This window comes from Citrobacter sp. Cpo089, from assembly GCF_030332695.1.
GTDB lineage: Bacteria > Pseudomonadota > Gammaproteobacteria > Enterobacterales > Enterobacteriaceae > Citrobacter > Citrobacter portucalensis.
Map to the genome: position 1 here is coordinate 16,579 of NZ_JAOWHJ010000032.1, position 13,427 is coordinate 30,005.

Below are 13,427 nucleotides of genomic sequence, written 5' to 3' on the forward strand. Positions count from 1 at the left end.
AAGGAGAACATCATGAATCAATCTACAAACCCTTATGTCATGCTGCATGACGAGAAACGCTGTATCGGCTGTCAGGCATGTACGGTTGCCTGCAAAGTTTTGAATGATGTGCCAGAGGGATTTAGCCGCTTACAGGTGCAGATCCGTTCACCCGAACATGAACCCGAGGTGCTGTCCCACTTCCAGTTTGTTCGCGTTTCCTGTCAGCATTGTGAAGATGCGCCGTGTGTCAGCGTTTGTCCGACCGGTGCGTCATTTCGCGACGAAAATGGCATTGTACAAGTGGATAAGTCTCGCTGTATTAGCTGCGACTACTGCGTTGCCGCTTGTCCGTTCCATGTCCGTTATCTCAATCCGCAAACGGGAATTGCCGACAAATGTAACTTCTGTGCAGATACCCGACTCGAGAGCGGTCAATCGCCCGCCTGTGTTTCCGTTTGTCCGACGGATGCGCTGAAATTTGGTCGTCGCGACGACCCGGAAATTCAGCACTGGATAAATCAAAAAGAGGTTTATCGCCAGCAGGATACGCGTAGCGGCCCGGTGAGTGTTTATCGGCGTAAAGAGATCCATCAGGAGGGTAAAGCATGAATTCTATCTGGGGAGCAGAGCTTAACTATGCGCCGGACTACTGGCCGCTGTGGCTCATTTATGCAGGCGTTGTTATTGTGCTGATGATTGCGGGCCTGGTTATGCACGCGCTGTTACGTCGGATGCTGGCACCTAAAACAGCAATCGGAGAAGAACATCGGGACTACCTCTATTCGCTGGCAGTTCGTCGCTGGCACTGGGGTAATGCGCTGCTTTTTATCCTGCTTCTGCTGAGCGGCCTGTTTGGACACTTCTCTGTCGGACCGGTGGCATTGATGGTGCAGATACATACCTGGTGCGGTTTCGCCTTGTTGGCCTTCTGGGTTGGTTTTGTGCTAATCAACGCAACCAGCGGCAACGGTTGTCATTACCGGGTGAAGTTTAACGGGTTGATATCACGCTGCTTGTTGCAAACGCGCTTTTATCTGTATGGCATCATGAAAGGTGAGCCGCACCCATTTGCCGCAACGGCAGAGAGTAAATTTAACCCGCTACAACAGCTGGCTTATCTGGCCATCATGTATGCGCTGGTTCCGCTGCTAATCATCACCGGGTTGTTATGCCTCTACCCGCAGGTGGTAGGGGCTGGGCCTGTGATGCTGGTGCTGCATATGGTGTTGGCGATTGTCGGCTTACTGTTCATCTGTGCACATATTTACCTGTGCACGCTGGGTGACACTCCGGGGCAGATTTTCCGCAGCATGATAGATGGCTATCATCGTCATCGCAGCCATCACGCAGAGACAGCACCGCGCAAAGGGTAACGCCAGACGTGGTTGATATCTGAAATCCTATCCTTACAGCAAGAAAATGTGCCTTATGTCACATTTTCTTGCAATTTATCCATGTTTGTTCGCCAGAACTTCCGTAAAAAGAACGGCTATTTCTCCATTTCCTGAGGACATGCTGTTGAAACGCCGTTTGTTTATTGCCGCTTCACTATTTGCGATGATTTTTTCGCCCGCGTATGCGACCGACGTCGCCAGTTTCGCTCCACAGCCTCCAGCAATTAATGCCGGGGCGTGGGTATTAATGGATTACACCACGGGCCAAATCCTGACAGCCGGAAATGAACACCAGCAGCGCAACCCTGCCAGCCTGACCAAGCTGATGACCGGCTATGTTGTCGATCGCGCAATCGACAGCAAGCGTATTAGTCCGACAGATATTGTCACTGTAGGACGAGATGCCTGGGCGAAAGATAATCCGGTATTCGTCGGTTCATCCTTAATGTTCCTGAAAGAAGGGGATCGCGTTTCTGTGCGCGATCTGAGTCGCGGGTTAATTGTTGATTTCGGTAATGATGCCTGTGTGGCGCTGGCGGATTACATCGCCGGAGGGCAGCCGCAGTTTGTCGCGATGATGAACAACTATGTGCAAAAGCTGAACCTGCGGGACACGCATTTTGAAACGGTACATGGTCTGGATGCGCCAGGTCAGCATAGCTCAGCTTACGATCTGGCTGTGCTGTCGAGAGCTATCATCCATGGAGAGCCGGATTTCTACCATATGTACAGTGAAAAAAGCCTTACCTGGAACGGAATTACGCAGCAAAACCGTAACGGTTTGTTGTGGGATAAAACCATGAACGTCGATGGTCTGAAGACAGGACATACCTCCGGCGCTGGATTCAACCTGATTGCTTCTGCCGTTGATGGGCAGCGCCGCCTGATTGCGGTTGTGATGGGGGCGGAGAGTGCGAAAGGGCGTGAAGACCAGGCGCGAAAACTGCTGCAATGGGGACAACAGAACTTCGATACCGTGCAGGTTTTACGTAGCGGTAAGCAAGTTGGTATTGAACGGATCTGGTATGGCGATAAAGAAAAAATTAGCCTTGGCACAGAGCAGGATTTCTGGATGGCCCTGCCTAAAGCCGAAGTCGCTAATATCAAGGCAAAATATGTTCTTGATAAGAAAGAACTGGTTGCCCCCATTGCTGCCCATCAACGTGTGGGGGAAATTGAACTCTACGATCGGGATAAACTGGTGGCGCACTGGCCTCTGGTTACGCTGGAGTCTGTCAACGAAGGCGGCGTCTTCTCGCGTTTGAGCGATTACTTCCACCACAAGGCGTAGTTTTTCCTGATGTACCTGACTGGCAAGAGTGCGAATCTGCTCACATAATAATCACTGATTCCTTGTGGCCGTCATACCTAAAAATTACACTGTATATAAACACAGTGTAATGGCGGAGGTTATATGGAGTACGAGATAAAGCAGGTCGAGAAACGCATAATTGCCGGTTTCCATATGGTTGGACCGTGGGAACAAACGGTAAAGCAGGGTTTCGAGCAGTTAATGATGTGGGTCGACGGTAAGCAGATCGTACCGCTGGAATGGATAGCCGTTTATTACGACAACCCTGACGTTGTTCCGGCGGAAAAACTGCGTTGTGATACCGTGGTGTCTGTGCCTGAAGGTTTTGAGATCCCAGAAAACAGCGAAGGGGTGATCCAGACCGAACTGGCGGGGGGCGACTATGCTATCGCCGTTGCGCGCGTTGAAAATCATGACTTCGCGACGCCGTGGTATCAGTTCTTTGAGCGCCTGCTGCAGGATTCGACGTATGCGATAGCCGCTAAACCCTGCTTTGAAGTTTATATGAACAATGGCATGGAGGACGGCTACTGGGACATTGAAATGTACGTGCCGGTACAGTCGAAGTAACTGTTTTTGGTGTAAATCAGGATGAATGTCCTGGTCATCAGGGTGATGTTTTCACTCAAAAAACAGGTACAATTCTGTTCTTTGCAATTCCCTGACGGAGTGCATGAGTGCGTGCAGATAAGTCACTGAGTCCTTTTGAAATTCGTTTGTATCGTCATTATCGTGTGGTGCATGGTGTTCGCATTGCGCTGGCGTTTCTTTTTACTTTTCTGTTGGTTCGCCTGTTGAACATTCCTGAAGGTACATGGCCTCTGATTACGCTGGTGGTAATCATGGGGCCTATTTCCTTTTGGGGGAACGTTGTCCCCAGAGCGTTTGAGCGTATTGGCGGGACAATTCTGGGATCGGTACTTGGGCTGGTGGCCCTTCGTCTGGAGCTCTTTTCACTTCCGCTAATGCTGATATGGTGCGCGGTGGCGATGTTTCTCTGCGGCTGGCTGGCGTTGGGTAAAAGGCCGTATCAGGCGTTGCTGATTGGTATAACGCTTGCGGTCGTTGTGGGTGCCCCCGCTGGAGATATGAACACAGCGTTATGGCGCGGTGGCGATGTTATTTTGGGTTCATTACTGGCAATGCTGTTTACCGGTATCTGGCCGCAGCGGGCATTTATACACTGGCGAATTCAACTGGCGCATTGTGTAACGGGGTACAATCGGGTGTATCAGGCTGCGCTATCTCCCAACCTGTTGGAGCAACCGCGACTGGAGAAGCATTTACAACAGCTTTTAAGCGATGTTGTCAAAATGCGTGGGCTCATCGTCCCCGCCAGCAAGGAAACCCACATTCAAAAATCAATCTTTGAAGCTATTCAAACGGTTAATCGTAACCTGGTCTGCATGCTTGAGCTGCAAATCAATGCGCTTTGGGCCAGCCGTACCAGCCACTTTGTCATGTTGAATGCGCACACTTTGCGTGAAACCCAGCTCAGGACACAACAGGCGCTACTGACGATAACCCACGCATTGTATGAAGGTAATCCACAACCGGTGCTTGCCAATACGGAAAAACTCAATGACACCGTGGTGGAGTTACGTCAGCTTATTGCTGAGCATAAGGGCGATAATGTCGCTGAAACGCCCATTCACGGCTACGTTTGGCTAAATATGGAAATGGCGCGACAGCTGGAGTTGCTCTCTCATTTGATCTGTCGCGCGCTGCGCAAATAAAGAGCAGATGAGGGGATTGGTTCTACTGCTGCTTCGATTCAGCAACGATTAGAGGTATGATACTGAAAAAGGCTAAAACCATTGGTAACTGCAATGGCTTTACCCTCGATAATTCAGGTTTAAACCATGCATGGTCGATGCAGATGCAACTTGAAGTATGGCGGGCATGAAAGTAATGTTGACCCACTTTAGCCGTTGTTTTAACGAATCCGAATCTCACATTATCAGGGGTGTAAAAATGGAAACTACCAAGCCTTCTTTCCAGGACGTGCTGGAATTTGTTCGTCTGTTCCGTCGTAAAAACAAACTGCAACGTGAAATCCAGGACGTTGAGAAAAAGATCCGTGACAACCAGAAACGTGTTCTGCTGCTGGACAACCTGAGTGACTACATCAAGCCTGGAATGAGCGTGGAAGCGATTCAGGGCATTATCGCCAGCATGAAAAGCGATTATGAAGATCGTGTTGATGATTACATCATCAAAAACGCTGAGATCTCTAAAGAGCGCCGCGACATCTCTAAAAAGCTGAAAGCGATGGGCGAAGTGAAAAACGGCGAAGCGAAAGCCGAGTAACGATTTTATGCTTGTTCGGGTCGCTGCTTAGCGGCGGCCCTTATTGCAGTTCGACCCCGCCAGTTACCATCCGCAACAAATGCTGTTCCGGCCAGTGCTCCGTCAATTTTTTCTGCGTCAGCATCCATTTAATGTAGTCCACATCATGACGCTTTCTGTCGAGCATCAGACCGACTACGCTGCCACTGTGCGCAACGTTGACACCGTATAAATCACATTCTTCTACCAGCGCTAAAAGTGAATCAAAATTTGGTTTAGGTAACAGCAACTGGCTGGCGATCGCGCTCAGCGTGGCGGCTTCACCCATCCGATAGGGATTTTGACTGATACAGGCTTCCTGTACCTTTTCCCATGCTCGTTTCAGCGCTGGAGCGCCTGCCAGTAATCCTGACTGGCGTGGCGTACGGTGATAATCAGCAGTAAGCAAGGTTTCCGGACTTTCGAGAACCAGCAGATCGAGTTGAGGCTGGGCTTCACAGGCAATTTGCGTGGAGGCGTCGTTATGATCGAACAGCGTAAGCTGGCGGAAAACGGTGCTGTCGGTAGGTTCCAGCGAAACGCAAAGCTGCGCCAGAGTGGATTCGTCTAGCTGATGCCCCAGATACTGCGCCGTGGCGATTGCCGTGGCGGCGATATCCGCTGTGCTGCTGGCCATCCCTTTAGCGACAGGAATGGTTGACTGGACATCAATTCGAATATCCTGACTCATTTGTGCTGGGTATTGCCAGTGCAGCAATAACCTCTCAACCATCGCCCGCGAAAGTGGACGTTCATCTGTCAGCGGTGAACCTGAAGTGACCTCAACGGTGCTATACCATTCAACCGGGCAGGAGACCAATTTCTCACTGCCCAGTATCCAGCCCTGGATAAGTTCTCCGCACGATGCGGGACATTGCGCAACAGCCACGTCTTCACCTATGTGATCAGCAATCCTCGGCGCATAGTGTCATGGCGATCGCGCTATTACCATGATTTGCCGCAATTTGCGGTGCGGCAGTATTATGCAGGAATGCCCAATGTCACAGTTTCAGATATCGCTAAACGCATAACGTCTTGCGCAATCATTAGCTCTTCATTGGTATTAATCACTGCTACTTTGACCATCGCATTTTCCGTCTGAATGAAGGTGGCATTACGCTGATTTTTTTCCTCATCAACGGCCAGACCCAGGAAATTCAGATTACGACAGATCGCAGCGCGCGCCCGTGCGGAGTTTTCGCCAATGCCACCGGTAAATACCAGGGCATCCAGACCGCCCATCTGCATAATATAGCTACCAATGGTGGCACGAATGCGCTCAGCAAAAAGCGTCAACGCCAGCGCAGCCTGGTGATTGCCCGTATCTGCGGCATGTTCAACGTCGCGGTAGTCAGGTGAGATACCAGAAACACCGAGCAATCCGGACTCATTGTTGAGCAATTGGTTGAGCTGCTGCGGTGTTTTGCCTTCTCGCAGGGCAATCCACGGTAAAATGGACGGATCGATATCGCCACTTCGCGTGCCCATCATCACGCCAGACTGCGGCGTAAAGCCCATTGACGTATTCACCGATTGTCCGCCTTTGATGGCGCAGATGCTGCTGCCGTTGCCCAGATGACAACAAACAACGCGCAGGGCGCTGAGTGGTACACCCAGTTTTTCAGCAAGCTGTGAGCTAACGTATTTGTGGCTGGTACCATGAAAACCATAGCGACGAATACCCAACTCTGCATAGTAACGCCAGGGCAGGGGATAGATGAAAGAAGGCTCATCAAGCGTTTGATGAAAGGCGGTGTCGAACACCGCAACGGCTGGCGTTTTGGGCAATAGCTGGCGGAATACCGCGATCCCCAGCGCATTGACCGGGTTATGCAGAGGAGCCAGTTCCGCGAGGCGCTCGATTTCTGCCAGCGTTTCATCAGTTACCAGCGCTGAGTCTTTAAAGGATTCCCCGCCGTGCGCGACGCGATGGCCCACGCCGTCGATCTCATCCAGACTGCTGATAATGTGGTGGTTGAGCAGTTTTTCCAGGAGCAACGTTACGGCTTCACGGTGATCGGCTACGGGCAAAGTCTCCTGCCATTTCTGCGCTGGCGTTTTTAGGGTGACTTGCGCATCAGACAAACCGATACGTTCAATCAACCCCTGACAGATCATTTCACCCTGCGGCATCGCCAGTAGTTGAAATTTAAGCGAGGAACTACCTGCATTAATGGCCATTATTTTGTGAGACATGAAGGTTCCTTTGCATTCAGAAAAATGAACATCTCATCGACCCCGGTATTCTCCAGCGCGCTGGTGACAAATACTTTTTGCGCACCAGCCTGAACTAACCAACTCTCCACAAGAGAAATACGCTGCGGGTTGGCTAAATCGGCTTTGGTAACGAGGCCAATAACGGGTCGGTTCATTGGTCCGGTAAAACCGGGAGAAAATGGTGACCACGGCGCGTCAGCATTGAGTACCAGCGCAATAATGTCTGCTTCACAGGCGCTGACCAGCAGCGCACTGTACAGGCAGCGGTTCTCAAGATATTCACCCGGCGTGTCTATTGTCGTAGGAGACCAGACTATGGCCTGGGTCTTCTGATAGTGAAGCGCTTCTCCCCGCATGCACTGCGTGAGCGACGTTTTACCGCACTGGCTGGGACCAATTAGCATGATACGTTTCATGAGATTACGTCCGGGTGATGGGACACGCGGTAAAACGCATCATTTCGCCCAGCGTTCGGGTTACCTGTTTCAGTGCGTACTCAACGGCAGAAACATCACCCGTCAGTACCACCGCGCCGGTAAACCGATCGAGAAAACCAATCTCTACCGCCCCTGATTTCGTGGCGATATCACAGGCGATGATTGAGGCTTCGCTGGGGGTAATGGTCAGAATACCGATTGCGGAAAGCGAATCGGGTAATCCCAGTTTCTTGAATAAATCCTTACCTGGATTAGCGATGAGATGCGCCAGCGTGACCTGTTTGCCAGGTACATATTCCTGAATCATTCGATCCGTGGTGGGTTGTCTTTCCATTATCCCTCCACCATTTGTCGCCACATGCTTTCATGCGGGCGGGGTATGACCGAGCGGTAAACCAGCAGGCCTTTTTCACCCGCACTTTCACTGGCAACCGTCACTGCGTTATTCACATCGGATACATCGCCAGCAACGACCATGTAGCACTTGCCGCCAATACCAAATGCCATATGGACGCGTACCAGCGTGACGTTGGAGGCTTTAACCGCCCGGTCGGCGGCGCAGATGCAGGCAGCAACGCTCCATGTTTCGACAATACCAACAGCCTGACGCTTATCCACGCTGTTTAGTCCGCTGATTGCGGGGAGTACGCTGGCATGAATGTTGGGGAGTACCAGACTGTCAACGAGCATATCGCCTGCAAGAGATGTTCCAGTGGCAATCGCCTGTTGTACGGCACCTACGTCACCACCGAGCATGAGTAGAAATTTTCCCGGGCAGATGGTCTTGCTGACCAGTAAATTCACATTCGCGCTTTTTAACATGGCATCGCCAGCTTCCATTCCTTTGGCAATGCTGGTGAGTTCTAAAATCCCTATAGCCTGAGACATGATTAACCTCTAATTACCGTGATGGATTGCTCAGTGATTTCGCTGACAATACCGTCAATACTGGCGTGAACAGGCGCGCCTAATGCACCGGAGGGCACATCGGCAACACATTGACCGCGAACAACGCGTTCGCCTTGTTCTACACATGGGATGGCGCTGGCACCTATATGCTGGCGTAACAACAGCGTCGTTTTATCTGTGGAATAATCAGTTTCAGCCAGTGGCGCATCGTGATACCAGTCGCTAAGACCCAGTTTGGTAATAAGGCGTTTAACTGGGATCAGCCGGTACTTCGCCATTTCATCCTCAGGATTTAGCGGCCCTTCATAACGATGGTTGAGCGCCCGCAATTCACGTTTAAGCATACGGTTGATGCGCATCGGTGAAATCCCAACCGGACAGGCTACGCTTTCACACACATTGCATTCTGAGCAGGTCAGGGCCGTGAGCAGCAGTTGCGGTGTGGCCGCCTGCTGATAATTAACCGCACGAACCAGCAGATGCGGGGATAATTCATGACCGATCAAATGCCTCGGGCACAAATCCGTACACAAACGGCACTGCTCGCAAACGGTCTTTGCTACAGAAAGCACGGTGCGTTCATCCTGCATCCGCCGCTGAATCAACGCATGAGACTTAGGCAAAACCAGCAGGCCCCCGGTGGTCTTGCTGACAGGGGTATCCAGTGAAGTAATCAGGCCGCCCATCATCGGACCACCGTTAATAAAGCCGGGATCGTCAACGGTTGCACCCCCGGCCAGCGCCAGAACGTCACGTAAAGACATTCCGATAGGGACTGTGAATGTGATAGGACTGGCGACTGCGCCGTTAACGGTCAGGGTACGACGCGTAACGGGGTACTGCTGCTCAACTGCTCTGGCGATGTTGAGCACGGTCTGGACGTTATTGACCACCACGCCGACGCTGACCGGCAGCGCGGCAGGCGGAACTCTCCGACCTGTTGACATCCAGATGGTCAGAACCTCGTCACCAGCCGGGTAGACATCAGGCAAAATATGTAAGCGGATCCCGGTAGGCAGAAGGGGCGTTAATGCATTGATAGCCTTCTGGTATTTCTCTTTGAGTGCAATAATTCCGGCACTGGCTCCGGTAGCCGTCATGGCATATTGAACGCCGCGGATAAGTCGCTCAGCCTGGACGGCCATCAACTGCTGGTCAACTTTCAGCATTGGCTCACATTCAGCCGCATTGACCAGAAAGGTATCGACCTGCGCCTGTAATTTTACGTGAGCAGGAAAGCCTGCGCCTCCGGCTCCGACAACACCCGCTGCGCGAACGCGTTCACGAATGGTCTGCGCATCATAGAGCGTGGACTCTGCCGTCATGGCTGTCTTCATAATAATTCCTCAAGCAGTTCCTGCATGGCACTGGCGTCGGCAACACGAGGATTGGTTTGCAGCGTGACGTCAGCCAGCGCGGCCTGAACCATCGACGGGATACGTTGTGACCAGACTTGCTTTCCGTCTTTAAGCGCGTCAACAAAAGAAGGCAACGCACACTGTTTTTTGAGTAGCTCGATGCGATGGATGAGCGCATTCAATGCCGCTGTATCGTTCGCGTTATCCGGGCATAAATGGCAGGCTTTAGCAAAACGGGCATAGCGCTTCGCAGCCCGCGGATCGCGGGCATTAAAATGAATGACATGGGTCAGCAGCAGCGCATTGGCAAGTCCATGCGGCAGATGAAACTGACCACCCAACTGATGGGCAATCGCATGATTGATCCCCAGTCCAGCCTGACTAAATGCCATTCCCGCGAGCGTTGACGCATTGTGCATTTTCCCCCTGGTTGCCAGACAGTCGCCTTTGCTGACGGCGACAGGCAGGTACTGGAAGACGATTTGAGCCGCTTTTTCAGCCAGTGCATCGGTGAAGTCACTGGCCTTCGTGGATACGTAAGCCTCCAGTGCATGCGTTAACACGTCCATGCCGGTATTCGCGGTGATGGCAGGTGGTACGCTGACGACCAACGTTGGATCAAGAATGGCCATGTCCGGGTAAAGTGCGTTATTGAACAATGGGTATTTAATGCCTTTATCCGGATCGCTAATCACGCAGGCGCTGGTTACTTCAGAGCCTGTGCCGCTGGTGGTGGGAATTGCGACACAGGTTTCAATATCAATACCGAACTGTCGGCTGAACCAGACGATGGCTTTTGCGGCGTCCAGTGCTGAGCCGCCACCAAAACCCATCACGACGTCCGGTCGCAGGGACTGCATTTGTGCAATCCCTTGAACTACCGTACCGATGGTGGGATCGGGGGTGATATCGCTGAAAATGCTGATGCGGTTATCCGCTGGCAGAGCGTTGCGCAGCTTTTCAATCAGGGGAGAACGCGCGAGAAAAGCATCGCAAATAATCCAGATATGCTTATTCGTGAAACGCTTGAGCACATCCAGACTTCCCTGGCCGCTGTACAATCGAGTTTGCAGTGAAAAGCTATTCATAACGGCCCCATTAACGAATAGAAAAACCGTTTGTCAGCACGCAACGACGAGAGCGTGCGAAAGTGCGCGCAGATGTTGTTCCTTCACCGGTTGGCGTCGCAATAGTGAAGGTGGTAAAGCCTTCACCACCAACGCCAATCCCGGCGTAAGAGGGGCCATTTTTCACAAAGATGGAGGTCTGAAGCGTGCGCGCGGCAAGGTTCAAACGTGACACATTTTGCGAATGCATAATGGCGGTGTGATGCAATCCCTCTTCAACTTTCAGGGCCAACGTTAATGCACTGTCAAAATCGCTCACCGTTACGACGGGGAGCATTGGCATTAATTGCTCGCTGGTAACCCACGGGTCGTCAGCCTTGACGATGCCTGTCAGTAATCGAGGTGCTTTTGCCGGAACCGGTATTCCTGCTGCTTCCAGTAAGGTTGCCGGGCTTTTACCCACCAGTTTTTTATTGGCTATGCCTTCTGGTAGACAGACAGCACGCAGTTTGTCTACCTCTTCGCTATTGAGAAGCATCGCACCAAAAGACTGCATCTGTTGAACCAGTCGTTCGGCAACGGCATCAACAACAATCAGGCTCTTCTCAGCAATGCAGGGGAGGTTGTAATCAAAGGATGCGCCATTGATGATATCTTCCGCCGCCTTAACCAGGTCGGCTGTTTCATCAACAATGCAGGGTGGATTTCCTGCGCCTGCGCCGATGACTTTTTTCCCGCTTTTCATGCCCATAGCAACAATGCCTGGGCCACCGGTAATCGCCAGAACTGCGATTTTAGGGTGCGCCATCATCTGCTGGGTAGCCTCAAAAGTGGGTTCTGTGACCGTGACGACAAGATTACGAATTCCGCAGCAACGGAAAGCAATATCTTCAATCATGGCAATCAGCTTGAGTGAAACCTTTTTAGCACCCGGATGCGGACTGAAATAAACGCTATTCCCTGCCGCCAGCATGCTGATGCTGTTGTTAATAATGGTCTCTGTCGGGTTAGTACTGGGGGCGACAGAGCCAATCACGCCAAACGGTGAATACTCGAATAACACCATGCCGCCATCGCCGGTTAGCGCCGTGGTGGTGAGATCTTCGATACCCGGAGTGTTGTCCAGCGCGGCTTTATTTTTAAGGAACTTATCCTCTTTGTTGCCCATACCCGTTTCGGCAGCGCTCTCAGCGGCCAGTGAAGCAAGATGAGGCGTCAGTTCTTCGCGCAGGGCGTTTATGATGGCGCTGCGGGTTTTCAATGGACATTGCTGGTAACGCAGAAAAGCCTGATGCGCGGCATCGATCGCTTCGCCAACGGACGGAAAAATACCGTTACCCTTAACTTCTGCTTTTGCCGGGGCGAGTTGCTCACTCAAAATGTTACGAATAAGGGTTTCAAGTTCTGAAGTATTCATTGATGTGTTCTCACGTTAATCGCCGCAATGGCCGTTTCTGCAATGTCCATATCCTGTTCAACGCTTCCTCCGCTGATGCCAAGACCCCCGAGGAGTAAACCCTCACGCCATAATGCGTACCCGCCACCGAAGGTGACGACTTTTCCCTGCATATGGCTTTCCAGACCGTAAAGCGCAGCACCGGGTTGAACTGCTGATGTCAGCTTATGTGTGGCGGTTTTCATCGCCACGGCAGTCCAGGCTTTTTTGGGTGCCAGTTCGCTACTCACGAGTAATGCGTCAGGCATGCGCCAGGTCACCATTTGGGTCCCGTTCGCATCAACAATGCTAATGACGATCGGAACCTGAAGTTCTTCTGCTCTCGTCACCGCAGCGCGAGTGAGTTTGTGGAGCTCCTGAAAAGACAGAGACATAGTCGGCTGCTTTATGGCTGGTGCTTGAACGGCAGCGAGATAGCGCTCAGCCACTTTCTGAATGATGTCGTTTTGATGGGCGTCATGATCTTCTGCTCGTGCAAGCGCATATAAGCAGTCGGACAGGCGATTGATATAACGCATCAGCACGTGTCTGACGGATATCTCGGTGGAGAGCTCGACCAGTCGTCTCTCTGCGCGGCGTGCCAGCGTACGGGCAAAGTGCAGTCGGCTGGCGGCTTCGCTGCGGCCAGGTAAAATAAAGCTGCGCAGCGGCGGTACTCTTCCCATTGCGGTATCGATGGCAGCTTCCAGTGCCGCAATTTCTTCCGAGCTGATGTAGCGCTGCTCTGGCGTTGGTTCTTCGCTTTCGCTTGCCAGTTCGGCGCTGAACCAAAAAAGCTGCAGCTGGATATTTTCAAGTAACTGCCGGTGCTGCGGGTTTTTCGCTGCACAAATGCACAGACTTAGCGCCGCATTCAGTTCGTCCAGCGTACCGTAGGCTTCCACGCGTGGATGCGTTTTGCTCACGCGTTGTCCGGTAAAGAGGGCTGTTGTTCCGGCATCACCAGTACGGGTATAAATCGCCATAG

15 protein-coding genes are annotated in these 13,427 nt (G+C 51.9%); 6 read left to right on the plus strand and 9 right to left on the minus strand.

What is annotated here, in order from left to right; genetic code table 11:
* Positions 1 to 12 precede the first annotated feature (12 nt).
* From phsB to OGX92_RS04835, 6 genes are all read left to right on the plus strand, one after another.
* Positions 13 to 591, plus strand: a complete 579-nt coding sequence (gene phsB, locus OGX92_RS04810; RefSeq protein ID WP_286586286.1) for a thiosulfate reductase electron transport protein PhsB — start codon at positions 13 to 15, stop codon at positions 589 to 591.
* Complete coding sequence (phsC, locus tag OGX92_RS04815; protein ID WP_191222409.1) at positions 588 to 1,355, plus strand: thiosulfate reductase cytochrome B subunit; 768 nt, start codon at positions 588 to 590, stop codon at positions 1,353 to 1,355. The genes phsB and phsC overlap by 4 nt, the downstream gene beginning before the upstream one ends.
* 139 nt (positions 1,356 to 1,494) lie before the next feature.
* Positions 1,495 to 2,667: a serine-type D-Ala-D-Ala carboxypeptidase DacD gene (gene dacD, locus OGX92_RS04820; protein ID WP_286586287.1), complete on the plus strand. Its 1,173-nt coding sequence runs from the start codon at positions 1,495 to 1,497 to the stop codon at positions 2,665 to 2,667.
* A gap of 123 nt (positions 2,668 to 2,790) precedes the next feature.
* Positions 2,791 to 3,258 carry a DNA gyrase inhibitor SbmC gene (sbmC, locus tag OGX92_RS04825; protein WP_008785156.1) on the plus strand — a complete coding sequence of 156 codons (468 nt, stop codon included), beginning with the start codon at positions 2,791 to 2,793 and terminating at the stop codon, positions 3,256 to 3,258.
* Positions 3,259 to 3,365: 107 nt separating this feature from the next.
* A complete protein-coding gene (locus tag OGX92_RS04830; RefSeq protein WP_003834178.1) occupies positions 3,366 to 4,424 on the plus strand; it encodes an FUSC family protein in 1,059 nt (352 codons plus the stop codon).
* 238 nt (positions 4,425 to 4,662) lie between these two features.
* The gene (locus tag OGX92_RS04835; protein WP_003834176.1) at positions 4,663 to 4,998 is read left to right on the plus strand and encodes a DUF496 family protein; all 336 of its coding nucleotides are present in this window, start codon (positions 4,663 to 4,665) and stop codon (positions 4,996 to 4,998) included.
* Positions 4,999 to 5,038: 40 nt separating this feature from the next.
* On the opposite strand, the gene OGX92_RS04840 is transcribed toward OGX92_RS04835, so the two are convergent.
* The 9 genes from OGX92_RS04840 to pduO all read right to left on the minus strand — a co-directional run bounded on the left by OGX92_RS04840 (position 5,039) and on the right by pduO (position 13,425).
* Complete coding sequence (locus OGX92_RS04840; protein WP_003834174.1) at positions 5,039 to 5,905, minus strand: GHMP family kinase ATP-binding protein; 867 nt, start codon at positions 5,903 to 5,905, stop codon at positions 5,039 to 5,041.
* Between the two features lie 92 nt (positions 5,906 to 5,997).
* Positions 5,998 to 7,212: an acetate/propionate family kinase gene (locus OGX92_RS04845; protein ID WP_003834172.1), complete on the minus strand. Its 1,215-nt coding sequence runs from the start codon at positions 7,210 to 7,212 to the stop codon at positions 5,998 to 6,000.
* Positions 7,197 to 7,649, minus strand: a complete 453-nt coding sequence (gene pduV / locus OGX92_RS04850; protein ID WP_125363437.1) for a propanediol utilization protein PduV — start codon at positions 7,647 to 7,649, stop codon at positions 7,197 to 7,199. Before pduV ends, OGX92_RS04845 begins: the two co-directional genes overlap by 16 nt.
* Before the next feature lie 4 nt (positions 7,650 to 7,653).
* Positions 7,654 to 8,004, minus strand: a complete 351-nt coding sequence (pduU, locus tag OGX92_RS04855; protein WP_003834168.1) for a propanediol utilization microcompartment protein PduU — start codon at positions 8,002 to 8,004, stop codon at positions 7,654 to 7,656.
* On the minus strand, positions 8,004 to 8,558 hold the full coding sequence (gene pduT, locus OGX92_RS04860) for a propanediol utilization microcompartment protein PduT (protein ID WP_003030201.1): 555 nt from the start codon (positions 8,556 to 8,558) through the stop codon (positions 8,004 to 8,006). Before pduT ends, pduU begins: the two co-directional genes overlap by 1 nt.
* A gap of 2 nt (positions 8,559 to 8,560) precedes the next feature.
* On the minus strand, positions 8,561 to 9,916 hold the full coding sequence (pduS, locus tag OGX92_RS04865; RefSeq protein ID WP_286586288.1) for a cobalamin reductase PduS: 1,356 nt from the start codon (positions 9,914 to 9,916) through the stop codon (positions 8,561 to 8,563).
* A complete protein-coding gene (locus OGX92_RS04870) occupies positions 9,913 to 11,025 on the minus strand; it encodes a 1-propanol dehydrogenase PduQ (RefSeq protein ID WP_286586289.1) in 1,113 nt (370 codons plus the stop codon). The genes pduS and OGX92_RS04870 overlap by 4 nt, the downstream gene beginning before the upstream one ends.
* Before the next feature lie 10 nt (positions 11,026 to 11,035).
* A complete protein-coding gene (gene pduP / locus OGX92_RS04875) occupies positions 11,036 to 12,421 on the minus strand; it encodes a CoA-acylating propionaldehyde dehydrogenase PduP (protein WP_286586290.1) in 1,386 nt (461 codons plus the stop codon).
* A complete protein-coding gene (gene pduO, locus OGX92_RS04880) occupies positions 12,418 to 13,425 on the minus strand; it encodes a two-domain cob(I)yrinic acid a,c-diamide adenosyltransferase PduO (RefSeq protein ID WP_286586291.1) in 1,008 nt (335 codons plus the stop codon). Before pduO ends, pduP begins: the two co-directional genes overlap by 4 nt.
* Positions 13,426 to 13,427 lie beyond the last annotated feature (2 nt).